Annotated in this window: 24 protein-coding genes and 1 pseudogene; 20 read left to right on the top strand and 5 right to left on the bottom strand. The window is 47.0% G+C overall.

Annotated features, from left to right (window positions below):
* The first annotated feature begins 156 nt into the window (after nucleotides 1-156).
* The 4 genes from ASL14_RS07100 to ASL14_RS07085 all read left to right on the top strand — a co-directional run bounded on the left by ASL14_RS07100 (nucleotide 157) and on the right by ASL14_RS07085 (nucleotide 3,765).
* The gene (locus ASL14_RS07100) at nucleotides 157-2,022 is read left to right on the top strand and encodes a rhamnogalacturonan lyase (RefSeq protein ID WP_189338239.1); all 1,866 of its coding nucleotides are present in this window, start codon (nucleotides 157-159) and stop codon (nucleotides 2,020-2,022) included.
* A gap of 177 nt (nucleotides 2,023-2,199) precedes the next feature.
* Nucleotides 2,200-2,433 (top strand): hypothetical protein, encoded by a 234-nt coding sequence (locus tag ASL14_RS07095; protein ID WP_134911031.1) that lies wholly within the window; start codon nucleotides 2,200-2,202, stop codon nucleotides 2,431-2,433.
* Nucleotides 2,434-2,556: 123 nt separating this feature from the next.
* Complete coding sequence (locus ASL14_RS07090; protein WP_134914437.1) at nucleotides 2,557-3,429, top strand: DL-endopeptidase inhibitor IseA family protein; 873 nt, start codon at nucleotides 2,557-2,559, stop codon at nucleotides 3,427-3,429.
* A gap of 90 nt (nucleotides 3,430-3,519) precedes the next feature.
* Nucleotides 3,520-3,765 (top strand): HPr family phosphocarrier protein, encoded by a 246-nt coding sequence (locus tag ASL14_RS07085; protein WP_014279995.1) that lies wholly within the window; start codon nucleotides 3,520-3,522, stop codon nucleotides 3,763-3,765.
* A gap of 105 nt (nucleotides 3,766-3,870) precedes the next feature.
* Here the strand turns inward: ASL14_RS07085 and ASL14_RS07080 are convergent, their stop codons facing one another.
* Together ASL14_RS07080 and ASL14_RS07075 are read right to left on the bottom strand one after the other, a co-directional pair.
* The gene (locus tag ASL14_RS07080; protein ID WP_013308962.1) at nucleotides 3,871-4,659 is read right to left on the bottom strand and encodes a formate/nitrite transporter family protein; all 789 of its coding nucleotides are present in this window, start codon (nucleotides 4,657-4,659) and stop codon (nucleotides 3,871-3,873) included.
* Between the two features lie 90 nt (nucleotides 4,660-4,749).
* Entirely contained in the window at nucleotides 4,750-5,532 is a 783-nt protein-coding gene (locus ASL14_RS07075; RefSeq protein ID WP_134911030.1) for a Cof-type HAD-IIB family hydrolase, read from the bottom strand.
* Nucleotides 5,533-5,730: 198 nt separating this feature from the next.
* On the opposite strand from ASL14_RS07075, the gene ASL14_RS07070 reads away from it, so the two are divergent.
* Nucleotides 5,731-6,747, top strand: coding sequence for a WXG100 family type VII secretion target (locus tag ASL14_RS07070; RefSeq protein WP_134911029.1), 1,017 nt, complete (start codon nucleotides 5,731-5,733; stop codon nucleotides 6,745-6,747).
* A gap of 302 nt (nucleotides 6,748-7,049) precedes the next feature.
* Complete coding sequence (locus ASL14_RS07065; protein WP_134911028.1) at nucleotides 7,050-7,793, top strand: hypothetical protein; 744 nt, start codon at nucleotides 7,050-7,052, stop codon at nucleotides 7,791-7,793.
* Between the two features lie 125 nt (nucleotides 7,794-7,918).
* Here the strand turns inward: ASL14_RS07065 and ASL14_RS07060 are convergent, their stop codons facing one another.
* Nucleotides 7,919-9,352 (bottom strand): hypothetical protein, encoded by a 1,434-nt coding sequence (locus tag ASL14_RS07060; RefSeq protein ID WP_134911027.1) that lies wholly within the window; start codon nucleotides 9,350-9,352, stop codon nucleotides 7,919-7,921.
* A gap of 367 nt (nucleotides 9,353-9,719) precedes the next feature.
* Between ASL14_RS07060 and ASL14_RS07055 the strand changes: the two genes are divergently transcribed.
* From ASL14_RS07055 to ASL14_RS06990, 14 genes and pseudogenes are all read left to right on the top strand, one after another.
* Entirely contained in the window at nucleotides 9,720-10,166 is a 447-nt protein-coding gene (locus tag ASL14_RS07055; protein WP_134911026.1) for a tellurite resistance TerB family protein, read from the top strand.
* A gap of 28 nt (nucleotides 10,167-10,194) precedes the next feature.
* A pseudogene (locus ASL14_RS07050) lies at nucleotides 10,195-10,787 on the top strand (TerD family protein).
* Between the two features lie 47 nt (nucleotides 10,788-10,834).
* Nucleotides 10,835-11,410 (top strand): TerD family protein, encoded by a 576-nt coding sequence (locus ASL14_RS07045; RefSeq protein WP_134911025.1) that lies wholly within the window; start codon nucleotides 10,835-10,837, stop codon nucleotides 11,408-11,410.
* Between the two features lie 33 nt (nucleotides 11,411-11,443).
* Complete coding sequence (locus tag ASL14_RS07040; RefSeq protein WP_134911024.1) at nucleotides 11,444-12,025, top strand: TerD family protein; 582 nt, start codon at nucleotides 11,444-11,446, stop codon at nucleotides 12,023-12,025.
* Between the two features lie 102 nt (nucleotides 12,026-12,127).
* Nucleotides 12,128-13,381: a TerD family protein gene (locus ASL14_RS07035; protein WP_134911023.1), complete on the top strand. Its 1,254-nt coding sequence runs from the start codon at nucleotides 12,128-12,130 to the stop codon at nucleotides 13,379-13,381.
* A 26-nt stretch (nucleotides 13,382-13,407) separates the two neighbouring features.
* Entirely contained in the window at nucleotides 13,408-14,142 is a 735-nt protein-coding gene (locus ASL14_RS07030) for a TerC family protein (RefSeq protein WP_134911022.1), read from the top strand.
* 165 nt (nucleotides 14,143-14,307) lie between these two features.
* Nucleotides 14,308-15,495 carry an HpcH/HpaI aldolase/citrate lyase family protein gene (locus ASL14_RS07025; protein WP_134914433.1) on the top strand — a complete coding sequence of 396 codons (1,188 nt, stop codon included), beginning with the start codon at nucleotides 14,308-14,310 and terminating at the stop codon, nucleotides 15,493-15,495.
* A gap of 52 nt (nucleotides 15,496-15,547) precedes the next feature.
* Nucleotides 15,548-16,888: a phosphoribosyltransferase family protein gene (locus ASL14_RS07020; protein WP_134914435.1), complete on the top strand. Its 1,341-nt coding sequence runs from the start codon at nucleotides 15,548-15,550 to the stop codon at nucleotides 16,886-16,888.
* On the top strand, nucleotides 16,885-18,048 hold the full coding sequence (locus ASL14_RS07015) for a cysteine protease StiP family protein (RefSeq protein WP_134911021.1): 1,164 nt from the start codon (nucleotides 16,885-16,887) through the stop codon (nucleotides 18,046-18,048). The genes ASL14_RS07020 and ASL14_RS07015 overlap by 4 nt, the downstream gene beginning before the upstream one ends.
* Nucleotides 18,032-18,868, top strand: a complete 837-nt coding sequence (locus ASL14_RS07010; RefSeq protein WP_134911020.1) for an HAD family hydrolase — start codon at nucleotides 18,032-18,034, stop codon at nucleotides 18,866-18,868. Before ASL14_RS07015 ends, ASL14_RS07010 begins: the two co-directional genes overlap by 17 nt.
* Nucleotides 18,869-18,885: 17 nt before the next feature.
* Entirely contained in the window at nucleotides 18,886-19,917 is a 1,032-nt protein-coding gene (locus ASL14_RS07005; protein WP_134911019.1) for an ATP-grasp domain-containing protein, read from the top strand.
* Between the two features lie 58 nt (nucleotides 19,918-19,975).
* Nucleotides 19,976-20,656, top strand: coding sequence for a hypothetical protein (locus ASL14_RS07000; RefSeq protein WP_134911018.1), 681 nt, complete (start codon nucleotides 19,976-19,978; stop codon nucleotides 20,654-20,656).
* A 156-nt stretch (nucleotides 20,657-20,812) separates the two neighbouring features.
* On the top strand, nucleotides 20,813-21,913 hold the full coding sequence (locus ASL14_RS06995; RefSeq protein WP_134911017.1) for a toxic anion resistance protein: 1,101 nt from the start codon (nucleotides 20,813-20,815) through the stop codon (nucleotides 21,911-21,913).
* Between the two features lie 341 nt (nucleotides 21,914-22,254).
* Nucleotides 22,255-22,800 carry a hypothetical protein gene (locus tag ASL14_RS06990; protein WP_134911016.1) on the top strand — a complete coding sequence of 182 codons (546 nt, stop codon included), beginning with the start codon at nucleotides 22,255-22,257 and terminating at the stop codon, nucleotides 22,798-22,800.
* 209 nt (nucleotides 22,801-23,009) lie between these two features.
* Here ASL14_RS06990 and ASL14_RS06985 read toward each other — a convergent pair whose 3' ends face one another.
* Together ASL14_RS06985 and ASL14_RS06980 are read right to left on the bottom strand one after the other, a co-directional pair.
* Entirely contained in the window at nucleotides 23,010-23,390 is a 381-nt protein-coding gene (locus ASL14_RS06985) for a DUF3899 domain-containing protein (protein ID WP_134911015.1), read from the bottom strand.
* Nucleotides 23,390-25,033 carry a peptide ABC transporter substrate-binding protein gene (locus ASL14_RS06980; protein ID WP_134911014.1) on the bottom strand — a complete coding sequence of 548 codons (1,644 nt, stop codon included), beginning with the start codon at nucleotides 25,031-25,033 and terminating at the stop codon, nucleotides 23,390-23,392. Before ASL14_RS06980 ends, ASL14_RS06985 begins: the two co-directional genes overlap by 1 nt.
* Between the last annotated feature and the right edge of the window lie 111 nt (nucleotides 25,034-25,144).

Genomic DNA, 25,144 nt, shown 5'->3' with positions numbered 1-25,144 from the left:
TTTTAAAGCATTAGCTCGGATTTTTGAACAAAAAGGGCGTGTTCGTCCCTTTACTTTTATGTAAGCGCTATCATAAAATTTAAACAACAATAATTTATCAGTCAGATAAAATAAATTTATTGAAAAAACAAATTATGAAAGGAGTTAAGGATTTAGATGAAAAAAAGATTTCGGTATACCGCGTTGCTCTGTCTCGGTGTCATTTTGTGTGGAACAGTCACCCCGATGGATAGCCAGATCTCTGCTGCCTCCACGAGGCAAATGGAAAAGCTGAACCGGGGAGCTGTCGCGGTCAAGGTGCCAGAGGGTGTATTGGTGAGCTGGCGCTTGCTGGGCACGGAATCGGATTCGGTCAGCTTCAATCTGTACAGAGGGACAAGCAAGGTCAATGATACGCCGATTACGTCGAAAACCAACTTTCTGGACAAGGCAGGCGCAACCTCATCTTCGTACACGGTTCGTGCCGTAGTGAATGGAGCAGAACAGGCTGCTTCTCCAGCGGTAAAGGTATGGAGCAACAACTATCTGGATGTTCCCATCCAGCAGCCTGCAGGCGGTACAACCCCGGATAATGTCAGCTACACGTACAATGCCAATGACGCCAGTGTAGGTGACCTGGATGGGGATGGCGAGTATGAGATTGTGTTAAAATGGGACCCTTCCAATGCCAAGGACAATTCACAATCCGGCTACACGGGAAATGTATTTTTGGACGGCTACAAGCTGGATGGAACACGCAAATGGCGAATCGACCTGGGCCGGAACATTCGGGCTGGAGCGCACTACACGCAATTTCTCGTCTATGATTTTGACGGAGACGGCAAAGCAGAAATCGTATGCAAAACAGCAGACGGCACTAAAGATGGCACAGGGGTGACCATCGGCAACGCCTCGGCGGATTACCGCAATGCCAGTGGCTATATTTTGGACGGGCCTGAATTTTTGACCGTGTTCTCGGGCGATACGGGCAAAGCACTTAGCACGATTGACTATGTGCCGCCACGGGGAACGGTATCCAGCTGGGGAGATAATTATGGCAACCGGGTGGATCGTTTTCTCGCCGGAGTTGCTTATCTGGATGGCGTGCGGCCCAGCATTGTGATGGCACGGGGTTATTACACCCGGACGGTTCTGGTCGCGTACGATTGGCGTAATGGTAACCTGAATCGACGCTGGACCTTTGATAGCAATAGCTCCACCAATGCCGGAACCGCTGGACAGGGCAACCATAGCTTGAGTGTGGCGGATGTGGATGGAGACGATAAGGATGAAATTGTGTACGGTTCGCTGGTGGTGGACGATAACGGAGCGAAGCTGGCTAACACGGGCATGGGACACGGGGATGCACTTCATGTTGGAGATTTGGACCCGGACCGTTCAGGCTATGAAGTGTTTAAGGTAAACGAGGACAAAAACGCGACCTACGGCGCTGCCATGTATGACCCGCGTAATGGAAACATTTTATGGGGCGTAAATACAGGCAAGGATACCGGAAGAGGTATGTCGGCAGACATTGACCCTCGTACCAAGGGCAACGAACAATGGGCACCGGGCATCGGCGTACGTTCTGCCAAAGGAGAGCTTATCACGAATACGCTACCATCCTCCATTAATTTTGGAATCTGGTGGGATGGCGATTTGCTGCGTGAGCTGCTGGACCATACCTCGTCTAGTGCTGGCAAAATTGACAAGTGGAACTATACCAACTCAACCACTTCCAATTTGCTTACGGCGACGGGCACCAGCTCCAATAACGGAACGAAAGGAACTCCGTCCTTGCAGGCCGATCTGTTCGGAGACTGGCGCGAGGAAGTGATTTGGCGCAAAAGCGACAATTCGGCGCTGCGTATCTACACAACACCATATGAGTCAGAGTATCGTTTTTATACACTTATGCATGATCCGTTGTATCGCCTGAGTGTAGCGTGGCAGAACGTGGCCTATAACCAGCCTCCACACACTGGGTTTTATCTGGGAGAAGGGATGTCCAAGCCCGCGCAGCCGAATATATACACCCCTTGATTTGCAGGTCAATTTGCAGGTCGAAATGAAACGCGAATGAACAAAAACGGAAAGGGTTCCGGGTTGATCGGAGCTCTTTTTGTCATTCCAACAAAGAAGACAACGTATGATTTTCATAAAAATGGGAACATTAGTTCTTATCAGTGAAATCCACGCATGAAAAAGGAGGCGGGATATGTGACTTCTCTAACGACGGAAGGTATGATTGCGCTCGTAACCAATGTCGGATTCCCTGCTGCATTAAGTCTGATTCTGTTAAAATATATCCTTGTCACCCTTAGCCGCAGATTGGAGCAGCTTGACCAGTCTGTTAAGCAACTGTCACAATCCCTGGAAGAGGTGGAGGCAAAGCGAGTGAAGCAGTCAGAAGAAACGCACCCGGCAAATACGGACAAACTTCGTGCAGAATGAACAAATAAAGCCAAATAGAAACAATTTAGCAACCCAATTGTGGTGCGGAATTCTTATAATAGAAACGTGTGCAGTTTATGCAGGTATATGATTATGGAGGTGCATCGAATGATGAAAACAGGTATGAAAATAAATACGAAGCTATCCGCGCTGTGCATCGCAGCTACGCTTATGAGCGTAGCACAGGCCGCCGCCGCCGCTCCCGCCGTGACCGCTCCAGCGGAAGCGACGCAACCGGGCATTGCCAGTCCGGCAGTATCCGCCCCAGCCAAGGTGCCAGCACCAGCAGCATCTGCGTCTGTTACGACGCCAGCCCCGGCACAAGCGCCGTCGGTTCCAGCAGCATCGGCCCCGGCCACAGTTGCGGATTCCGCCAAAGCCGCTACACCAGCAGCTCCGTCTGCACCAGCACCGCGTCCATCCGCGTCGGTAGCGCCAGCGGCTGCTCCGTCCGCACCGTCGACTGCGAAGCCGTCCAAGCCACAGCAGCCGTCCACTTCGGGGCCAGCAGCAGCCGCTGCTACCAGCGTGAAACCAACGCAGCTGGACAAGTTGAATCACGAGAGCGCCATTCCGCTCGTGCTGGAGGCGCAGTCGCGTTATCTGTACGCGATCAGCGGTGGTAGCACCGTGGGCCGATCGTTCCAGTGGAACGGCAAAAGCTACCGCTATCTGTCCGAGGACATCGGCACTAAGACCAAGCTGATCAGCTATCTGACGCAGGCATACACCAAGCAGGCCAGTGAGCAATTTGTTGGAAAATTTTTCGCTGAAATTAACGGAAAACTGGCTCAGCTGGACGCAGATGGTGGTAACCTGCTAGAGTTCAACCGGGCTACAGCGAAAATGGTGACGATGACCCCGGTTAAGCGCAGCTATCTGCTGACCGTGCCTTATCCGGCAGGAACCAAGCAGGCGAACGAGAAAATCACCGTAAATTTTGAAAAGGTCGGCAGCTACTGGAAAATCAGCTCCGCACCGCATGTCATTTTTTAAATTAAGATTTTGCAACATGCTTCATATGGGGTAAAGTGAAGTTAAGACTTGTTTCGTAAGTCCCAATTCAAGGCAGGGGAGTGCTGCGCAATGATGACACCCATCAAGGTAAAAGACGTTAAGGATATTGAAAAAATCAATCAAATCGTTTCGAATTATACCTATGACATTTGGATTCATGGCAAAAGCGGCATGGCAGATGCCAAATCCATTTTGGGCATGTATGTGCTAAAGCTGGATGAACCGCTGACTCTGGTGGTGCCCGACACCGTCAATCCCAAAAAACTGTTCAAGGAGCTGGAGGAATTTATTCATTTTCCTGCTCAAGAAGGATAACAGACAAGTAAACACCTGTAGACGCTGCATACTCTAAATTAAAAATGTTCTAATTAATAATAACGCAAAGAAGCCGTGGAATACTTAAATCCCACGGCTTCTTTTTTAATGCTCCTCCTCGTCCAAAAACGGGAGATTCACCGAATAGTACATGACTCCCATCAGCAGCACACCGCCAACCAGATTCCCGAGCGTAACCGGAACGAGATTATGGATCACACCAGCGACAGAGACTGTACCCGGATGGTCCAGCACGAGGGCAATGGCGAAAGTACACATATTAGCCACGCTATGCTCATATCCCGAAATGAAAAAGCAGAACACGAACAGCATCATGGCAAACATTTTCGCGCCATTTTCCTTCATAAACATGGGCACGAAGAAGGCAAGGCAGACCAGCCAGTTACATAAAATAGCCCGGAAGAACAGCTGCATTGCAGGCGCTTCCATTTTATGCTCCACCACGTTCAGTAGAAAGCTGTTCACGCTGGAGGAGTCAAACAGCCCGGTTAAGTAAATAAGGAGCGCGAATACCCCCGCACCCAGCAAATTACCGCCATAGCTGGCAGCCCACAGCCGAAGCACCTGTCCCCAGCGCAGCTTTTTACGGAGCGCAGCATAGGTGTAATAAAAGGTGTTGCCTGTAAACAAATCCCCGCCGCCGTAAGCGATCAGAATGATAGCCGCCCCGAACGTTAGCGCCGCCATGGGATAAGTGAATGGAGAATGCTCCATGTAAAAAAAGTTGCCCGTCTTGAACGCTACAATAACACCGAACCCGATGAACATACTCGCCAGCATGGAACGCGCCAAATACCGGAGCAGGCTTTGCTTGTAAATTTTGTACTTCTTCATGGCTAGCTGTTCGACATTGCGTAAGCCTTCCGTCTCCATATCCAACGACAACCTCCTATTTTCTCGGATGTAAGTCTTTAAACAGACCTTATTTTTCCCGAAACATTGCCCAGTCAGTCAGCAATCCTGTTAGCTTAACAAACCAAGCTTTTGCAGCCCGTACAAAATGCCGTCTTCATCTGCGCGTTTTGTGACCATTTTAGCTGCCGCTTTGGCTTCATCACAACCGTTACCCATTGCGACACTATTATGTACAGCCGTCAGCATTTCCACATCGTTCAAACCGTCGCCAAAAGCGTATTGATTTTCATCGGCAATGCCCAGTCTGGACGTAATTTCGCGGATGCCCTTTGCTTTGGAGCCAGCGTGAGGAACAACGTCCACAGAACTCGGATGCCAGCGTACAAAGTCAAAAGCTTTGAATACCGCTTCATAGAAGGGTTCTTCTTCTACCGTACACATCAACAGCGTCTGATAAATATCTCTTCCCTGGAAATAAAGCGGATCGTATCCAACCGAAAGTTTGGCCTTAAACGTTTGAACCGATTTTTCTACAAGCTCATCGTTAGGAATATTAGCCTTCATATTGGCATGATCCATATATACGATCGCATGATTATGTGTGAGGGCCAGATCAGTCATGGATTGCAAAGCTTCTCTGTTCAGCGGATTTGTAGCAACCACTTCCCCACGAAGCACGACATATTGCCCATTAAAGCTGACATAAGAATCAATTTCAAGCTGCTCACGGATTTCCTTGAACATAAAAGGTGCGCGTCCTGTGGCAATAGCTACCTCATGGCCCTGCTCTTTCAAAGCAAAGACGGCCTTTTCAGCCGTAAGTGGCATTTTTTTGTCATCGTCCAGTAATGTACCGTCGATATCGAAAAAGATAATTTTTTTGTCTGACATGTTCTTACACCTGACTTTCAATAATGTATTGTCGAAATTAACTCATATGGATTCATTATATCAAAGGAACTGCTTCTGAATACACAAATACGTATAAATCCTCATGAATGTCTGACTTCTATAGCTTACAATATGAAATAAGGATTACTGTAAAATATAATGCCTATCTCCTATTTTCATAGACGGGATGTGATCATCATGACGAAAATCCAAGTCACACCGGAGCAGTTGGATAGCGTGGCCTCCCAATTTGCCAATGCCCACGGAACACTGTATAACCAGTTAAACGGCCTGGATAACACAATGAACAACCTTCACAGCCAGTGGGACGGTATGGAGAGAAATCGCTTTTATAACGACTATCGGACGGCTAAATATACGCTTTCTTCCGTGTTAAACAAGGTTCAATCCATTGAAATTGAGCTGAAAAGCATTGCTTCGAAGTTTAGAAGTACGGATGACAACCCGCGTGGCTTCTGGACTGCATTAGCGGCGGCTATGAGCGCTAGTGCAGCGTCGGCGGGCGGTGGAGAAGCCGGGAAACAAGCTGGAGATGCCTCCAAGCCTTCTAAAAACATAGATGACTGGGATCGGGCCGACGCCGATAAATACCATCAATATGAGAAATTACTGAAAGATGCCGAGGCGATTGGAGACAAGCAGGTTATGCAGAAAATCCACGACCAGATGAACGTCCTGCGGCTGCAATATGAGGACTCGGTGACCCGTACAGATTACAATACAGGAGAAACGTCCAAGATCACGTCTGATTCTCTCGTCGCCGTCACCGAGCTGACGGGTAAGGATGGCACAAAAACGGATATTTCCATAGATAAAAAAGGTAACGTCGTCAGCTACCAGCAAAATACCGACAAATACGATTACTGGGTCCAAAAGCATACCCAATCCGCCGGAGAGCACGCTCTGGGTAAAACGGCCCAGACCGTCACCGGATATGGCATAGGTCTTATATTGTCGCGCGGAACTGGCGTTGGTGGAGCAGGTTCAGGTGCAGCCTCCGGCTGGGGAGAGCACGTCGTCGGCATTGGCGGTGGTATGATCAGTGACAAGGTACTATTCTCCGTTCCCGATGAGGGCGAAACCCGCACCATGATCTACCGAACCAACAAAGAAACTGGACATATCGAAAACATGATCATCGTCACCAAGGGTGAGAATGAAATGGAGTACCGCTACTGGGAGGATTATAACTAGAAGCGGCCATGAGCTGGAAACGATCATACTCAATGCGAATAGGAGTATCTATAAAATCTACAGTCTTTTTTTTCCGGAACAGGTGAGTGGCAGTTGGAAACTGTAAAACTCGCTAGCTGGAGAAGTCTGTAGATTTTTTTGTTTACCAAAATTTTCTGGAAACCGATATATTAATAGATGAGTTACATATTTCACTTTCTTCCGAAAATATTTAAATGATTTATTTTGGTAAAAAAGCTATTTTTAAAGTTGAACTAAGTGAGATTGAGACTATCAGAGAGATCATGGCTTGGAGGAATTATTTGAAGATGATGGATGCGTTCATTAAGCATTATCGGGAAAAGGTTGCATTTAGTGCTTTATTATTTAGACATATGAAATTTCAGTATTTAGTTACACGTTGGGGTCTTGTCTTGTTTGTCTTTTCCTCAATATTGTTAGTTGGAGGCGCACTATTAAGTCTACTAGCCTTACAAATGACTATTGGAATAGTTAGTCTCGCCTTTTGGTTTGTGTGTGCGTGTATTATGTATACATTGGCTTATGTTTTCATCAAAAAAGCAAAAGTAATCATTAAGACACGTTACAGTATTCAACCTAAAAAAGGAGCTTGGCAAACGAAAGAATTTTATCAATATCAGTTCAAATGCTTCGAAAATCAACTTCATTTATTTAATCTATACGATGAGAAAAAGCTGGAATTTCTGATTAACTTGATCGAAAAGGAGATTGCCCGAGGAAAGCCCAAGGAATATCTCGCCTCAGGCGTATATCTCGCACTCTTTGTTCCCTTGTGGGTGCAATTTTTGACGGCCATATACAAAGCTGTACATGTAGAAGTTTTGAGTGTGGCACAAGAAGTGCTCATTTTTCTTGGAATTGGATTTGGTATTCTTATTGCAATACGAATCTGGGGAGGGTACAAAAAGATGTTTGCAGAGACGGCTGAATTGTTTCAGAATAATGATTCACAGACGCTAAGCGAAATCATAAAATTGTCAGAAAGTGCTTTGCTTAAATTGAAGAGTGAAGAAAGAAAAGCATAATAAAAGTAGTTGAAGTGCGTTTTATACAAGCTTGAAAAAAGCTGTGGTGAACCGCGGATTATAGAAAAAAGCGCAGTGACTTCCGCTGAATTGGAAGGCTGCGCCTTTTGTTTTTTGAATTAAATTTACTGAGCCTCCCCGTTCAAATAACGATAAAAGGGAGTATCCACCCAGAAGTGGTAGCTTTCCACCTCTACACCTGGCTTGATCTTACGTAAGCCATCGGTAATGGAGGAAGCCTTGTCCGTCAGCGAAAAGGACTGGGCGTAATAGCGTCCTGCGCTGACCCGGTTGTTCGCAATCTCCGTGTAGGCTGAGCCGGGGGAGGACAGGGAGTAATAGAGCGGTTGCCACCAGGACTGAGCGATCAAGCCGGCTGGGTCTTTGCTGTTCTTTTTGGCGTATTGGTTGATGATAGTGTCAAAACGGTTCTTCTGCCCGATCGTCGCAAATTCGAGGGCAAGGTCATACTCCTTGGAGTAGGCGATATAGTTATCGTTGTTGATTTGTACGACTCTATAGTTTTCGGTCTGGACAGGCTGTCCCCATTCTTTCAAGTATACAAAAGCCGAAGTTTTTGGTTCCAACTGTACTTTGGCTTGAATACCCTCGCTGCGAAGCAGCCCAATCAGTTGGATCGCGTGCTTGAGATCGCTGTGTCCATAAGTAAGGGACAGCTTCGGATCAAAATGGGCATCATAGCGGCTGTCCTTGATATTGTAGCCTGTGAACAGATTTTGCTGAAGTCCTGCGTCGAACAGGGCTTGCAGCTCCGGGGATTGGACGAGTATCTGTGTATCGTAGGCCTGATGGATTTTAGCAAAAATATCGTCATCCTGTACTTGACCGACGGTATTTTTGTATTCGCCGTGGAATGCCAGCACACGGCTTAGCACCTCGGCGGTGAATGACGCATCGGCTTGTTCTTCCGGCTGGAAGGAGGACAGCTCGCTTTGCGGCAGCAGTCCTGTTTCTACAGCGACTGCCAGATCCTGCGAGGCCGCCAGACGGGTCTCAGCAGTTCCAGTCAATGTACGAATCCCCGATTTAGTCAGCACAGCCTGCGCCTTATCCTCAGAGTATGTAGCAGCCAACTCAGTCAATCCGGCGGCTTTTACAGCTATACGGATCGCGTCATTTTGTGACAGGGGAACGGACGGTTTTACGTCAGTGTTATCCAGTATACCTTCTGCATACAGTGCTGCCGCTTGGGCATACAACGGGTCATTTGAGTTTAAGCCTCTGAAGGCGGTGTTTTTGTCCGCAGAAGCTGTACTTGAGCTGTTCAGGTTCAGCACGGTGGCAAGTGCGACGATATATTCCCTTTTTGTCGGGGTTGAGGATAGTTGGATGTTAAAACGGTCCTTTAGATAGGTGAGCTGGTTGTCCGAATCGGTAACAGTGCTTGAAGCGGAGCTGTTTACTTGCCGGACGATCGGGGCCGCCGCGGGTGCGGCATAGGAATCAATAGGATTGGAAAAGGCAGCGATGAATAGGGCGGCGGATACGGGAATCATTTTCCAAGAGGATAGTCTTAGGCTGGCAAAAGGTGCGGTCATGTGAAATTTCCTCCTAAATAGGCTATACTATTTTATATTATTCCTAGCGAAATACTTATAATTTGATAGAATGATAGCTTGTTCCTCTCAAACTGTCAATCCATCTTAAATGTATTTAGCCACATATCCATATGAACGTACCTGCGCGGTATCTATGGACTTGCAATTAGGGTACCAAATGATAGATGATGGAAGAGGGCCTTTTAGCAGAAAATAGGGCTAAAGATAGAGAGGATACCGATAAAAATAGATCGTATTTACCGTATTTTTGTATATTATTGTAGAAAAAGATCGTAATTCAGGTTATAGTAAAGGAAGAAATTAACTAGGATGCGTTTCACCCAAATACGATTTTGTGGAGGGCAACATGAGTACATTTAAAAATTGGCTGAATACAACTAAAAAGGGTCTTGGAGACCAGGTTAAGAAGTTTAAAAATAAAGATTTCATGGAAGCTGTTGTGGCGGGTTGTGCGCTGGTAGCCTTTGCTGACGGTACCATTGGTCCGGAAGAGAAAGCGAAAATGGCCGGATACATAAATCTCAGTGAGGAACTGAAAGTGTTTGATATGGGAGAGGTCATCAATCGCTTCAATCACTATGTAGCGAACTTTGAATTTTCGCCTGAAATCGGCAAACAGGAAGCACTCAAAGCGATTGGCAAATTGAAAGGCAAGCCTGAAGTGGGCCGACTCGTCGTTGGCGTATGTAGTGCCATTGGTGCTGCTGACGGTGACTTTGATGCAAATGAGCAGCGAATTGTCGCTGAAATTTGCGGTGCTTTGGGTTTGAATCCGTCTGAATTTAGTCTGTAAATTTTACGGAAGGGAGGTGTGTTAATCAGTGGCTGTAATTAATCTGGTTAAGGGCCAGAAAATTGATTTGACCAAAGGAAACGCAGGTCTAACCAAAGTTATTGCCGGATTGGGATGGGACCCGGTGCAGTCCAAAGGATTTTTTGGCATCAAGAAGCAACCGAATATTGATTGTGACGCTTCTGCCATTTTGCTGGACGCAAACGGAAAACTGACTCAATCGGACAATGTAGTATGCTTCCATAATAAAAAAGCCCATGCGGCTCAGTCGTTCATTCAGGTGATAATCTGACCGGACAAGGTGACGGTGATGATGAACAAATTGCGATTGACCTGGCACGTATTCCTGCCAATGTCGACAAAGTGCTTGTTGTTGTGAATATATATGATTGCGTAAACCGGAAACAGGATTTTGGCATGATCGAGAAAGCGTATATCCGCATTCTGGATGGTGCTAATTCCAAGGAACTGGTGACGTTTAATTTATCTGATAATTATGAAGGGCTGACTGCATTGGTTTGTGGAGAACTCTATCGTCATAACGACGAATGGAAGTTTGCTGCCATCGGTGAGGGCACTCATGCCGTACATATTGATGTGCTGGCTCAGCGCTATATGTAATTTATTTTACGAATACAAAACTTAATTATGGAAAAGGGGTTCTTATCATGGCAATTAACTTATCCAAAGGTCAAAAGATCGATTTGACGAAAACAAATCCAGGCTTGTCCAAAATCACGGTTGGTTTAGGTTGGGACACGAACAAATACGACGGCGGTAAGGATTTTGACTTGGACGTATCCATATTTTTGGCTAATGCAGAAGGTAAAGTAGAATCGGATAAGAACTTCGTCTTTTTCAATAACCCACAAAATGAGAACGGCTCTGTTGTTCATACCGGTGATAACCGTACGGGTGATGGTGACGGAGATGACGAGCAAATTAAAATTGATTTGGGCAGCGTGCCAGCTAACGTTGAAAAGATCGCTTTTACGATTACAATCTATGAAGCACAAGAACGCAGCCAAAACTTTGGACAAGTGTCCCGTGCTTATGCTCGTATCGTGAACGAAGCAAACAATGAAGAATTGATTCGCTTTGATCTGGGAGAAGATTTCTCGATCGAAACAGGCGTTGTTGTAGGCGAACTGTATCGTCATAGCGGTGAGTGGAAGTTCAATGCCATTGGCAGCGGCTACCAAGATGGTCTTGCAGGGTTGACTCGCGATTACGGTTTGGCGTAACTAAAATCTATACAAAGAAAGCAGGTATGCAGTATGACCATTAGTCTTTCCAAAGGACAACGTATTGATCTGACCAAAACCAATCCCGGCTTGACCCGTGTTGTCGTAGGTCTTGGATGGGATACGAACAAATACAGCGGTGGCGCGGACTTTGACCTGGATGCTTCGGCTTTCCTGCTTTATGAAGATGGCAAAGCGAAAGCTGCGGATGATTTTGTATTTTACAACAATCCAACAGGCGGAGCAGAATCTGTGATCCATACAGGCGATAACCGCACAGGTGAGGGCGATGGGGATGACGAGCAAATCATCGTTGATTTTTCGAAGATTCCTGCGAACATCCACCGTATCGGGATCACGGTTACCATTTATGATTACGAGGCACGCGCGCAAAACTTTGGTCAAGTGTCCAATGCTTTCGTACGTGTGGTAGACGCAGCGACGGATCGTGAAGTGCTGCGCTACGATTTGGGAGAGGATTTCTCCACCGAAACGGCCGTGGTATTCTGTGAATTTTACCGTCAGAATGCGGACTGGAAATTCCAGGCGATCGGCAGTGGCTTTGCTGGTGGATTGGGTGCGCTTGCTAAAAACTATGGCTTGGACGCTCAATAATATCCACTTGGGGTGGTGTCCATAGGGCGCTACCCTTTCTTTTTAAGCCATTGAATGGGCGTACGCTGACACATGACAAACGGACAGAAAGGTGACACAATCATGGCTGTTATCGTAGTAAAGGGACAGAAGGCGGATTTGACCAAAACGAATCCGGGTCTGACCCATGTCAACGTAGGGATTGGCTGGGAGTCCCCAGCGTCTCTGGAACTGGATACTTCGGCATTTTTGCTGGGTCCTGGAGGAAAAGTATCAGGCGATGAGGATTTAATTTTTTATAACAATCCGACCACGCCCTTTATCACATATTCAGACGGACAACAGTCCAGTGACAAAAAGCAATTTGCCCTTGATCTGACGCGAATTCCGGCAAACATCGAGAAGATTGCGTTTACGCTGACGATTTATGATGCGGATCAGAAACGGCAAAATTTTGGACAGGTTCAAGGTGGATTCATTCGTTTTGCTCATCCGGTTAGCGGAGAGGTTTTGCGGTTTAATTTGGACAGCGGATTTACAGTGGAAACGGCCATTGTCATTGGTGAACTGTATCGTCATAACGGGGAATGGAAATTCAACGCGATTGGCGCAGGTTTTTCCGGTGGATTGGATGCGTTGTGCGTTAATTTTGGGATTGAAGTGGAAAATAATCCGGCTCCTCCGGCGCCAGTGCCTGCACCACCTCCAACTCCTCAGCCAGCACCAGCACCTCCTGCTCCGAAGCCAGAGCCATCTGCAACACCGGTGAATCTGAATTTGCGCAAAATTGAGCTGAAGAAGAAGGGCGACACCATCAACCTGAAAAAAGGCTCGGGTGGATTGGGTGAAATCCTGATCAATCTGAACTGGAATCAGGTGCAGCAGAGCAAGGGCTTTTTCAGTCGTGGCTCCAAGGGTGTCGATCTGGATCTGGGCTGCTTGTATGAGATGAAGGACGGGGATAAAGGTGTTGTTCAGGCGCTAGGTGAAGCTTTCGGCTCGCTGAATCGCTTCCCGTACATTGCTTTGGACGGCGACGACCGTACTGGTTCTGTGAAAACAGGGGAAAATCTCCGCATCAACGGAGCTAAAATTTCTGAAATCAAGCGAATTTTGGTGTTTAGCTTCATTTATGAAGGGGTCACGAACTGGTCGCAGGCGGACGGGGTGGTCACGTTGTACCAGAAGGACGGACCGGATATTGTCGTTCACCTGAATGAACATGACAACCGCAAGGGGATGTGTGCGATTGCCATGCTCCAAAACGTGAACGATGAAACGTTCAGCATTGAAAGACTCGTGCAGTTCTATGGCGGTCATCGTGAGTTGGATCGTGCACATAACTGGGGCATGCGCTGGTCGCAGGGTAGCAAATAAACTGAATTATCGGAGGCACTCTTTTCATGTTGAATGATTTATTTAAAAATATCAGCGAGAACTACGGCCATTTCTTTTCATGGAGTGATGTTGTAGCTACGCTTTCTGACCCGGTGAGCTGGGGGATTATTGGAACTCTCATTTTGCTGGAAGGTCTTTTGTCGGCGGATAACGCCTTGGTTCTCGCGGTTATGGTTAAGCATTTACCGAAGGAGCAACAGAAGAGAGCCCTATTTTACGGGATTTTGGGTGCGTATATATTCAGGTTCCTCGCCATCGGCTTGGGTACGTTCCTGATTAAGTTCACGCTGATTAAGGTCCTGGGTGCGGCCTATCTTCTCTATATTGCTTATAAGGGCTTATTCAAGTCCGAAGGTGATGGAGAAGTGAAAAACAAACCTACTTCTTTCTGGAAAACGGTATTAATGGTCGAACTGATGGATATTGCCTTCAGTATTGACAGCGTCATTGCCGCTTTCGGTGTGAGCGAGAAAGTATGGGTTCTGTTCCTGGGTGGTATTCTCGGCGTTCTGATGATGCGCGGTGTTGCTCAAGTGTTCCTCAAGCTCATTGATAAATTTCCGGAACTGGAACAGACAGCCTTTATTATGATTGCCATTATCGGGGGTAAAATGTTGGCTGCTGCTTTTGGCTTTCATATGTCGCAGGTCTTGTTCTTCGGCATTTTGATTGCCGTCTTTGTAGGTACAATGGTGATTAGCTCGGCGAAAAGAAAGAAAAAGGCCGACGAAGAGGCTTAATGTACAAAGTATAGCGAAATCCCTCCTGAACCTAAGGGGGATTTCTTTTATACCCGAGGCACAGGGCTTCAGTCAGGCAAGAAAGAGCAAGAGGAGGAGAAGGCCCTGAAATATTTTAATGATTTGACCTCTGAGGAAGTAGAAGCGATCTTTTATACTCCACCGTTGGAGTTTCATAACCGTTCTCCCAAAAGTATATTGGCTTATGCGATAGGAGCAGCTTTGTACATGCCTGCGACCCGTTCGGAAGTAGCGGAAGAGATCAAGAATGGAAAACATGAAGGATTGACGACGGTCATGCTGGATTTGGAGGATGCCATTGGGGATCAGCAGGTCGGGCAGGCGGAACAGTCGCTGGCACAGCAGTTGCTTCAACTATTTTCGTATGTACGGACGGGGATGATGAGTGAACAGAGTTTACCGCTGCTGTTTGTACGCGTCCGCTCCGTGGAGCAGTTGGAACGACTGCTGAACGGTTTGGGAGAATCTTTGTCGCTGCTCACGGGCTTTGTCTTACCCAAGTTCTCTTCTGATAATGGACGGGCGTATTTTGCACTCATTGCTGAATATAACCGGAATATGCATACAGGGGCAGGAAACGAAAGCAACATGCCTGTGCTGTACGGATTACCGATTCTTGAAAGCTCCAAAATCATTTATCGGGAAACCCGCTGGAAAGAGCTGCTGTCGATTAAAGAAATTTTAGACGAGCATCAGGAATATGTGCTGAATGTACGAATTGGGGCAACCGATTTCTCCAGTCTATATGGCTTGAGACGCAGCCCGGATATTACGATTTATGAAATTGCCGTCATTCGGGATTGCATCGCAGATATTATTAACTTGTTTGGACGCGTGGGCTCAAATTATGTCATTTCCGGTCCTGTATGGGAATATTTCTCTCACCGAGAACGTGTCTTTAAACCTCAATTAAGAGTGTCTCCTTTCGAAGATGCACTTGGAAAGCCGGGACGACACTTGCGGATGGACTTCATCTCAGATGCCGTAGACGGACTGATTCGAGAAGTCATGATGGACAAAGAGAATGGGATTATCGGCAAAACGATTATCCATCCCTCCCATATTAAACCGGTACAGGCTATGTATGCGGTGACACATGAAGAGTATATGGATGCACTTGAAATTGTTGAGCGTAACGACGGTAGTCTGGGTGTATTCAAAAGTACCTATGCCAACAAAATGAATGAAATTAAGCCGCATTTGAATTGGGCTCATCGTATTATAAATAGATCAAAAGTATACGGGGTGTTACATGAACAACAACATTTTGTCAGTCTCTTACCCAACCACGAAAACACATCTGCTGCCAATCCTGGAGCAGTTCAGCGTTAAAATTACGGAGACACATAATCCATTCCGCCTTCCTGTGGACAAGCTGTTTGCGATGGCGGCACGGGTCAACAAAAAGCGTTCGTTTTTATTTGTCAGTAAGGTGCTGGGCAAGCATATTCCGGTGAGCCCTTACACCTCTCTGCTGAGTGGTGCGGCGCTGGCTATACTGCTGTACAAGGAGCTTGTCCCACAGGCGGGACAACAGATGGATGAGCTGATTGGAGAGGCTGTGAAGGGACTTCTGGATTCGGACTATGCCCAAGAAGCCTATCGTAAGCTGATGGACGAACGTTTGGCTTTTGCGGAGCCGATCAAGTTTGTTGGCTTTGCCGAGACGGCTACGGCGCTGGGACACGCCATGTATCAGGTGTTTGCGGACGGTGCTTCGTATATTCATACGACGCGCGAGGATATTCCGGGCCTTCGGCCTATTATTCGGTTTGAAGAAGAGCATTCGCACGCTGTTGATCATCGTTGCTATGCACTGGATGAAGATGCTTTTGCGGGAGATGGCCCGATTGTGCTGGTAGATGATGAAATTACGACGGGAAAAACAACGCTTAATATCATACGGGATATTCAGGAGCATTTTCCGCGTAAACAGTATGTGATTGCTTCGTTATTGGATTGGCGGACAGACAGCGATGAGCAGGCTTTCACTGATCTGGAGGCAGAGCTAGGCATTACGATTACGCCTTTAAGCTTGCTCAAAGGAAAGATTGAGGTACAGGGAGTACCGATACTGGATCACGCAGAATATGCTGGACAGGCTGGGCACCCAGAACATGCAGCCACTAGCATGGCAGAGGTTAATAAATACGCTTCTGGAATAATTGACCACCGTTTTGAAAAGGATACTTCCGGTTTTGAGCGGGTAGTACACAGCTCCATGTCAACGGACGGGTACGCCAATACAGCTCCTTATCTAAAATATACAGGCCGTTTTGGTCTACAATCCGCTGACAATTCAGCGTTGGATGCAGAAATCACGCGTACAGCTGAACGACTGAACCAACTTCGTTCTGGGCAACGCACGCTGGTTATGGGCACGGGAGAATTCATGTACATTCCAATGCGGATTGCAGCAGAGTTAGGTCCGAATGTGTATTTTCAATCGACGACACGCAGCCCGGTGTATCCCCACCGCGAAGAAGGGTATGGAGTCGCTTGTGGTGTGACATATCCATCGCCTGAGGACAGTACGATACGCAATTTTATTTATAATGTAGCCCCTGGTCAGTATGACGAGATCTTTGTTTTGATCGAAAGGGAGTCGGATGAGCAGCGGATGAACCCCATGCTGGAGGCTTTGACCCGTCTGGGCTGCGATAAAGTGCATGTCGTTTATTTTAACGGTTTAACTAGACAGGAGAGTAAAGGAGCGCGGATATGAAGCAAGCACTCATGGAGCAAATACAACAGAAGAACATTCATCCGCCCGAGCCGCTGGGCAGTTATCCTGCCTCGGATGTCACTTTTTTATTGAAGGATTTGAGCCGGGTTACGCTGGAAAAAGGGACGGAGGATCGTGAAGAGGCGATTCAGTCAGGAGTCCATTATTCAGAAATGCTGCCAGTGGAATACGAGCCCACAGCAGAATATATTGTATTGTTTCACGAAACGCTTGCCCAATCTGCCGAAAAGGTTGCATTAGCGGCAGCTTCTGTGGCTGAGATGATTGTGAGAAAAAGAGGCCTAAACACGGCGATTGTTTCTCTCGCCAGAGCGGGAACGCCCATTGGTATCCTGATCAAGCGTTACATTGACTGGAAGTATGGCGTATCCTTGCCGCATTACAGCATTTCTATTATTCGTGGCAAAGGCATTGACCGGAATGCGATTTTATACATTTTACAACAGCATGGACTGGAGATTGAACTTCAGTTTGTCGATGGCTGGACGGGGAAAGGGGCGATTCGCCAGGTATTGATTGAGGCCTGTCGTGAGATGAACGCGGATTACGGGTTGCGTCTAAATGATGATCTGGCGGTGCTGGCCGATCCGGGCAGATGTTCAGAAACCTTTGGTACACGAGAAGATTATTTGATCCCAAGTGCTTGTCTGAATTCGACTGTATCAGGTTTGATGAGTCGGACGGTATTACGCGACGATCTCATAGGCCCTGACGATTTCCATGGAGCTAAATTTTATGAATCCTGGCGGTCAGTGGATCAGTCCAATACGTTTGTGGATACGGTATCCGGGTACTTTCAAGACGTGGCCGAAACGGCCGTTGCATATGCTGACCAAATGACATTGAATCCGCCTGCGGTGACATGGCAGGGCTTACGGGATATTGAGGCGATTCAGCAGGCATTTGGCATTCGGGATATCAATCTGGTCAAGCCCGGAGTGGGGGAGACGACTCGTGTACTGCTGCGCAGAGTGCCGTGGAAAATTCTGATTGACCGCGAAGATAATCCGAATCTTCAGCATATTATGCTGTTGGCAAAGGATCGTGGAGTGCCTGTAGAGGTATTTGAAGGATTGACTTATTCCTGCTGCGGAATTATCAAGCCGCTCAAGGGGGACAAGAATGATCTACGCAAGTGATCTGGATCAGACACTGATTTACTCCAAGCGTTCGCTTGGCGTACCGCTGGAGTCCCCTGGTCTGTTGCCTGCGGAACAGATAGACGGGGCGACGTCGGCTTTTATTTCTGAACAAGCCCTGCAATTGCTTAAGACACTGCCAGAAGATGTGATGTTTATGCCCGTGACGACTCGGACGATAGAACAGTATAGACGAATCACTGTGTTTCAGACGGAGTTGGCTCCCGCATATGCCGTGACGAGTAATGGCGGAAACATCATCGTCGGGGGCGAGGTAGATCGAGAGTGGAATCGACGTATTCACAAACAAGTACAGCGTGATGGTGCTCATGCGGAAGAAGCACGTCAGGTGTTCGGACAGGTGCTGCATGAAGACTGGGTGGTAAACGAGCGCTTTTGCGACGAGTTATTTTATGCTTTCGTGATTGAACGGGATCGTATGCCGCTGGAACAGGTGCTGGAGAAGGCGCGGATTATGCGTGAAATGGGCTGGGAGGTATCCATTCAAGGTCGTAAGGTGTATCTGGTGCCTGCGGCCGTGAATAAACAGGCAGCCGTGGAACATATCCGTAATCTCACGAATGGAGGGGCTGTGGTTGCGTCCGGTGACTCTTTGCTGGACCGTTGTCTGCTGGACTATGCCGATTATGCGATTGCTCCCCGTCATGGTGAATTGTATCGGGAACAGTTGCGGGATAAGCTGGAGGTCAATTACCGTTTTACAGAAGTGTCGGGGGTTTATGCAGCGGACGAAATCATGGCGTATGTTCATGAAATACACCGGAGTGTGTTCGCAGCTCAAACTTCATTTTCAGAATAGATAGGGGACGTGGCTCTGTGAAGAAGGTTAAGGTGTATTTTAACCGCTGGTTTTCAGTGGCGTATCATTATATGAATGCTATTCGTAACAATGAGGACGGTATTCCGTTCGAGATCTATGCGACGCACTCGGACCCGCAGCATATGGCACTACAGGCCAGTGATGTGGCTGAGGTGGAGCCGCGCACAAGTGGCGTGGAGTATGCACGTTATTGTGCGGATTTTTGCCAGCGTCATGGAATTGATGTATTTATTCCACGGTGGAATATGCTCGATATTAGCAAGAATCTTCATCTGTTCGACGAAATTGGAACGAAGGTCATCGTATGCCGGGATACCGAACTGCTGGTACAGTTGATGGAAAAGGATCTGTTTTACGAATCCATTCGCCAAAAGGACATTGTCACGATTCCCGATTATGCCATTGCCAGCAATGCAGAGCAGTTTAAACACGCTTATGAAACGTTAACGGCACGCGGGCATAAGGTATGCTTCAAGCCATGTAATGCAGAGGGCGGAATGGGCTTTCGCATCATCGACAATGAACGTAACCCGCTGGAGGAGCTGTTCGGTCATGCGCTGAACCATATTTCGTTCGAGGAGGCATATCGTGTATTGTCATCCACAGAGTCGTTCCCCAACCTGATGGTGATGGAGCTGCTGGAGGGCTATGAATACAGTATTGATTGCCTGGCTGACCGAAACGGAAAGCTGCTGACAGCAGTTCCGCGCAGGAAGGCGGGAGGGCGATTACGGTTGCTGGAGCACCATACCGAGCTGCTGGATGTGGCGCATAAGGTCGCTGAGGCGTATCACATTCCGTACAATTATAACATTCAGGTAAAATATAACGGCGAGCGTCCCAAACTGCTGGAAATCAATCCGCGGATGTCTGGTGGACTACATGTGTCATGCTTGTCCGGCATCAATTTTCCTTATTTGGCGGTTAAATCGGCTTTGGGTCACGAGGTGGGTCCGCTTTATCCGCAATACGACATTTTAGCCAGTCATATCGAGCAGCCAATCACCATACGTAAATCCTTACATTGACACATGTAGAGTATATTTTCTACAATATGGTAAGGGTTTACGTCAGGAGGTACAAGCTATGACGTCAAAAATGTGGGGAACCACGATTGCCGTGGGCAGCTATCTGATTGCGCTTTTGCTGAGTTTTTGGTTGCCATTTTTTGTGTGTTTGGCGATTCCGATCATTGGTTTAGGGGGATACAACGTCGTTATGGCTATCCGCCATCCCCGACCCAATCTGACGGGTTCTGTTATACCGGTAGAGCAGGCACAAGCTGTTGAGACACAAAAGATTGAAAAGGAATCCTCGGCACCAACAGAGCCTGTAACTGAGAAACCACGCTTATCGGAACAGGTGAGCAGCGAATTTGCTCAGGTCATGGAGTATCTGGAGGTATTGGAGGATATGGTAATCTCCGAGGGGCAAAAGGATGCGCTCGATAACGAGATCGTCGAGAAGGCATTGGCTCTGTTCGCACGTTTACAGCGGGTGATTCCGCTTTTGCATGAATTAAATAACAGCGAAGTAAACCACACTGTTCGGAGGCTGATTTTGAAGGACCTGAATGGACTGATTAATCCATTTCTCCGGCTCAGCGGTGATGCCAAGCGAACCAACCGGAGAACGTTATTAAACGGTTTGCGGGATGTGGATAGCAAAATATCGGTGATTGTATCCACGGTGGAGCATAAGGATCTGATGGAATTACAAAGCAAAGCCGAGCTGATTCACCAGCGGTACAGCAGTTCCGAATTGTAGGCTATTTTTATAAAAATAAAAAATCAGCAGTATAGCTGCTCTGAACAATAACTATTAGCCGTTGGATTTTAAAATTAAAAAAAGCAGCATAGCTGCCCTAAACAATAACTATTAGCCTTTGGATAACAGTTATTGTTTAGGATAGGAGGTAGCGTTATGGCGACCCCATGGGCTGAATTGAAAAAAGAAGACGAACAAAAGGTGACCGAGGAGGCTTCACAGCTGATTCAGAAGGTGTCACAGAGCGATGTCATGAGCCTGGATACCTTAATGGACGACATCGGAAAGCTGGGGGTTAAAACGCAGGAGCGTGCGGGACAGACTCTTAAAATGCTGGATCGTCCAGTGAATGACCTTATGTCCGGCGACCGGGCCGAGGTATCGAACATCATCTTAAAGCTGCGGGATGAATGCGAAACGCTCCAGCAGAGCAAAAATGTGAGCTTTTTCGGTAAGCTTCTGCGGAAAAGCCCGCTGAAGAACTACATTTACAAATATCAGTCGGTCAAAACAAACATTGAGCAAATCATTACAGCCTTGAGAGACGGTAAGGACAATCTGGAAGAAAACATCGTCGGTATGAGACAGTTGAAAAAGGCTTCCATTGAGGAAATCTACAATTTGCAAACGAAGATCGCCTTTGGCAATCGGTTGAAGGAGCTGTTCGAGACTGAGATTGCCAAGCCGGAGAATGAAACGCGGAAGCCTCATCTGGAACGGGGACTGCGCAAGGTGGTTACTCGCACGCAGTCGATGACCGAAATGATTTTGCTCTACAATCAAGCGATTGCAGCAACGGATATCATTAATGATAATAATGATAAACTGATTGATTCCGTAAATAATGCGATTGATAAAACATCGAATCTGATCACTGTATCGGCTATGATTGCGATGGCGCTGGCGGATCAGGACAAAATCATTTCAGCCGTGGATGCCACGAATCGTACGATTGAGAATCAATTCAAGGAAAATGCCAAGCTTCTCAAAACGACGACGGAGAGAACGACGGATCTACTTAGCAAGCCTTCTATGTCACTGGAAGCTGTGAATCAGGCGATTGGGGATTTGGTATCTGCTTTGGATTTGTCCGAAAAATCCAACCGTCAAATTATTGAAAGCTGTCATGATTATACGAGCAAAATGACAGCAATCAACGCCAACCTCAGCCAACGTTTGGGGATAGAAGGGAAGGAACAGCCGAAGAGTTTGAAGGATAACGATTCTTCCGAAGGACTAAGCTCGTTTCTGAACTGATTTTACAAATGTGAAATAATGGACCTAACCTATTGAAAAGACGCCAGGGCGATCCTGAAAGGCGTCTTTTTTTGGTTTGGGGGCAGCTAATAAAGGACATGATAATCATACATAGCAATCTCGTGCATAAACTCTTAAAAAGTGAAATAACAAAGGAGAGAACGAGCGTATGATGTCCTTTATTTTGGGGTGTGTGATTGTCTATCTGCTTGTAGCTGCCAGTAGTGAAAAAGCAGATTCTATCGTGGAATTAAATGAGACTGTGAAATAAAATTTTTTATTGAAAATCATGCATTTTCTGATAGGATAGAGTTAAATATTGGAATCCCAAAGGAGAATGCATGCTGGAATTTTCATTTGAAATCATCGACGAATCGAAAATCAACATTGTGTATCAGTATGGGAGCAGCAGCTTTAATTTCAATTTGTTTTTTAATTACGGTGTATGGACACTGCATCCTTTTGACGGAATTCTGTTGCAAAACAAGGAAATGTGCCGTCTGATCGTGGCGGATCTGTTTAAGAACAAGGATTTTCATGTCATGCTGGTACGGGAAAATATTTTGTTGTCAGCCTTGCGTACCTCTATTGATCTCAATCCCGAAACCCGGGGAGAGCGATATCAGGAACAGGAATTTGATGAGCTGTCTGAATTTGCTGAGAAACACAGCTTTGAAGATGTGCTGCAAATCGAGCAGGATTCCGTCCGCGAACGTATGGATTTTTTCCAAAACATTATTCAAAAAATGTATATGGAAGGATTCGGCCCGGAAGACAGCGACTTTAACAAGGTACAAGCTATGATCCGAATTTACAAAGATGCGCATGACCAACTCGGAGATTTGAGCGACTTTCCCCTGAGAGGCGACGAACGCCGCAGATGGTAGATTTATTGAGACAAAAAAGAGAGAGTCCCACGAATTAACTCCGCGGAACTCTCTCTTTTTTGTGTACCTCAGTCAAAACAAGGTAGGCCAAGTTAAACCACTTGGCCTACCCCTCTCTCCACCTTACATACCACTAAAACGTATAGAAGCTCTACGGCGGCTGCACGCGCAGCGCCCACCAACCGCAAGAAGGCTTTCATACGCCCTAACTAACTTATTCCCATTAAAACCATCGAACAAAGCACAAGCCCCGTACCGCATCCCGAGGTGTACACCTTGAGATGACGGAACACGGATGTTTTCCAGGCAGTTAGAGACTCATCCGAACGCAAGCGTTCGTTTTCTTCCTGTAATGCCTTGGATTGTCGGATGAACAGATGTCTGATGTCGGCGAATCCCCGCAGGAAGAGGGTGAGAAACCCGCTTTGCAGGACGTGGAAGATTGCGCCGATCACCAAGCCCAGCAAGCCTAACAGAAATAGCAGATTCGCTGTTGCCACATTTTCATGACCATCCAACAGATGAGGTGAGGCATACAGATAACCAAAGGTACCGACGATCAGGGCCGTTATCCCGAAACGTAAAAACATTATTTTTCGACCCGTTTGGCAAAACGAAGATCCGGGTTCGAACGGGCGTCAAATACGATGCCTTGAACTTTAGGGCTGATCAATGCCGTATCCGCAGAGAACTGGATCGGAATAATTGGCAGGTCCTCCATCAATACGTCCTCAGCCTGATGAAGCTGCTCGAAGCGTTTTGCCGGATCAAGCTCGAAGGTAGAAGATTCGATCAGCTTGTCATACTCCGGGTTGCTCCAGTTGGTAAAGTTGTTCGAGTTTTTGGCAGTATAGTGTCCCAATACGCCGAGCGGATCAAGGAAGTTTCCTTCCCAGCCCATACGGGCGATCTGGAAGTTCTTCTGTTTAAAGGTATCAATATACGTTTTCCATTCCTGATTCTCCAGCGTCACTTCAACGCCCAGGTTCGTTTTCAGCATTTCCTGAATCGCTTCAGCTACTTTTTTATGCTTGTCCGAAGTGTTGTATTTGAAGGTGATCGGTGGCAGTTGGGTCAAACCTTCTTCTTTCAGACCTTCGGCCAGCAATTGTTTCGCTTTCGCAGCGTCAAACTCATAGTATTTTTTCGGTGCTTCATCACGGAAGTCCTTGCCGGATGGCGTTGTTGTTCCGTATGGAACATAACCGTAAGCCGGAGTTTCGCCACCTTTGGTTACGCTGGTAGCCAGTGCTTCGCGGTCAATCGCGTAGGCAATGGCCTGTCTGATTTTTTTATTGTCAAACGGCTTTTGTTTTACGTTAAAAGAATACGTGTACACACTGAAAGATGGATGCGACAGGAATTCCTTGTTGCTCTTTTCCTGATCCAGTGTATCTACGGGAAGGCTCAAAATCAGATCCAGATCGCCCGTTTTATACATTTGATAATAAGTTGTGGAGTCTTGAACCATTTTAAAATTAATCGTTGCCATCGTAATGGCATCCTTGTTCCAATATTGATCGTTTTTTGTCAGTGTAATTTGCTCATTATGCTTCCATTCCTTGGCTACATACGCGCCGTTGACGACAATGGTGTTGGCTTCTGCCGCCCATTTGTCGCTTTTCTCAACCACGGATTGGTTTACGGGCAGATACGCATGACCCACTGCGATCGTTGGGAAGAAGCTCAGCGGTGATTTCAGCTCAACTACAAGGGTTTTATCATCCTTGGCTGTAACACCCACGTCTTCTACTTTACCTTTGCCTGTGTTGTAGGCTTCGGCTCCCTTGATGTAGTACAGAGCGGAAGGATCGTAGGCAGCCGTTTTCGGATTCAGGACCCGTTTCCATGAGTATTCAAAATCCTTTGCAGTAAGCGGATCGCCATTCGACCATTTCGCGCCGTCGCGGATGGTGAAGGTGTATGTTTTGCCGTCAGGAGTTACGTCTACTTTGCTGGCAGCACCCTCAACGATTTTACCGGCTTTGTCGTATGTATACAGTCCTTCGTACAGGTTATCAATAACAAAGTAGGACGTTGTATCTGATGCAAAAGCAGGGTCCAGTGTATACGGCTCGCCACCTGCCAAGTTAGCTGTAATTTCCTGTGGAACATCTGCTTGCGGAGCAGCGGTTGGATCATTGCTTGCTGTTTTGTCTGTATTGCCAGAGCATCCGGCCAAAGCCGTTACTGCCAAAAGTAAAATGACAGTCATCCAATGCATTTTTTTCATCGTATAATTCCTCCATTAAGTTTGTTAGTTGTCCAAAAGATAAGGTGCACCGTACCGGGATTTATTCATCCTCCTTTCCGACAGGTATGCCGCGTGTGCGAAGTTCCATAA

Origin of the sequence: Paenibacillus sp. IHB B 3084 (genome assembly GCF_001447315.1) — a bacterium.
GTDB lineage: Bacteria > Bacillota > Bacilli > Paenibacillales > Paenibacillaceae > Paenibacillus.
This window is presented reverse-complemented; position numbering and strand designations above follow the sequence as displayed.

Bases quoted from the DNA above. Each gene is read 5' to 3' on its own strand.
- ASL14_RS07100 (WP_189338239.1), top strand. From the start codon at position 157: ATGAAAAAAAGATTTCGGTATACCGCGTTGCTCTGTCTCGGTGTCATT.
- ASL14_RS07090 (WP_134914437.1), top strand. From the start codon at position 2,557: ATGAAAATAAATACGAAGCTATCCGCGCTGTGCATCGCAGCTACGCTT.
- ASL14_RS07085 (WP_014279995.1), top strand. From the start codon at position 3,520: ATGATGACACCCATCAAGGTAAAAGACGTTAAGGATATTGAAAAAATC.
- ASL14_RS07080 (WP_013308962.1), bottom strand. From the start codon at position 4,659: ATGGAGACGGAAGGCTTACGCAATGTCGAACAGCTAGCCATGAAGAAG.
- ASL14_RS07075 (WP_134911030.1), bottom strand. From the start codon at position 5,532: ATGTCAGACAAAAAAATTATCTTTTTCGATATCGACGGTACATTACTG.
- ASL14_RS07070 (WP_134911029.1), top strand. From the start codon at position 5,731: ATGACGAAAATCCAAGTCACACCGGAGCAGTTGGATAGCGTGGCCTCC.
- ASL14_RS07060 (WP_134911027.1), bottom strand. From the start codon at position 9,352: ATGACCGCACCTTTTGCCAGCCTAAGACTATCCTCTTGGAAAATGATT.
- ASL14_RS07055 (WP_134911026.1), top strand. From the start codon at position 9,720: ATGAGTACATTTAAAAATTGGCTGAATACAACTAAAAAGGGTCTTGGA.
- ASL14_RS07045 (WP_134911025.1), top strand. From the start codon at position 10,835: ATGGCAATTAACTTATCCAAAGGTCAAAAGATCGATTTGACGAAAACA.
- ASL14_RS07040 (WP_134911024.1), top strand. From the start codon at position 11,444: ATGACCATTAGTCTTTCCAAAGGACAACGTATTGATCTGACCAAAACC.
- ASL14_RS07035 (WP_134911023.1), top strand. From the start codon at position 12,128: ATGGCTGTTATCGTAGTAAAGGGACAGAAGGCGGATTTGACCAAAACG.
- ASL14_RS07030 (WP_134911022.1), top strand. From the start codon at position 13,408: ATGTTGAATGATTTATTTAAAAATATCAGCGAGAACTACGGCCATTTC.
- ASL14_RS07020 (WP_134914435.1), top strand. From the start codon at position 15,548: ATGGCGGCACGGGTCAACAAAAAGCGTTCGTTTTTATTTGTCAGTAAG.
- ASL14_RS07015 (WP_134911021.1), top strand. From the start codon at position 16,885: ATGAAGCAAGCACTCATGGAGCAAATACAACAGAAGAACATTCATCCG.
- ASL14_RS07010 (WP_134911020.1), top strand. From the start codon at position 18,032: ATGATCTACGCAAGTGATCTGGATCAGACACTGATTTACTCCAAGCGT.
- ASL14_RS07000 (WP_134911018.1), top strand. From the start codon at position 19,976: ATGACGTCAAAAATGTGGGGAACCACGATTGCCGTGGGCAGCTATCTG.
- ASL14_RS06995 (WP_134911017.1), top strand. From the start codon at position 20,813: ATGGCGACCCCATGGGCTGAATTGAAAAAAGAAGACGAACAAAAGGTG.
- ASL14_RS06990 (WP_134911016.1), top strand. From the start codon at position 22,255: ATGCTGGAATTTTCATTTGAAATCATCGACGAATCGAAAATCAACATT.
- ASL14_RS06985 (WP_134911015.1), bottom strand. From the start codon at position 23,390: ATGTTTTTACGTTTCGGGATAACGGCCCTGATCGTCGGTACCTTTGGT.
- ASL14_RS06980 (WP_134911014.1), bottom strand. From the start codon at position 25,033: ATGAAAAAAATGCATTGGATGACTGTCATTTTACTTTTGGCAGTAACG.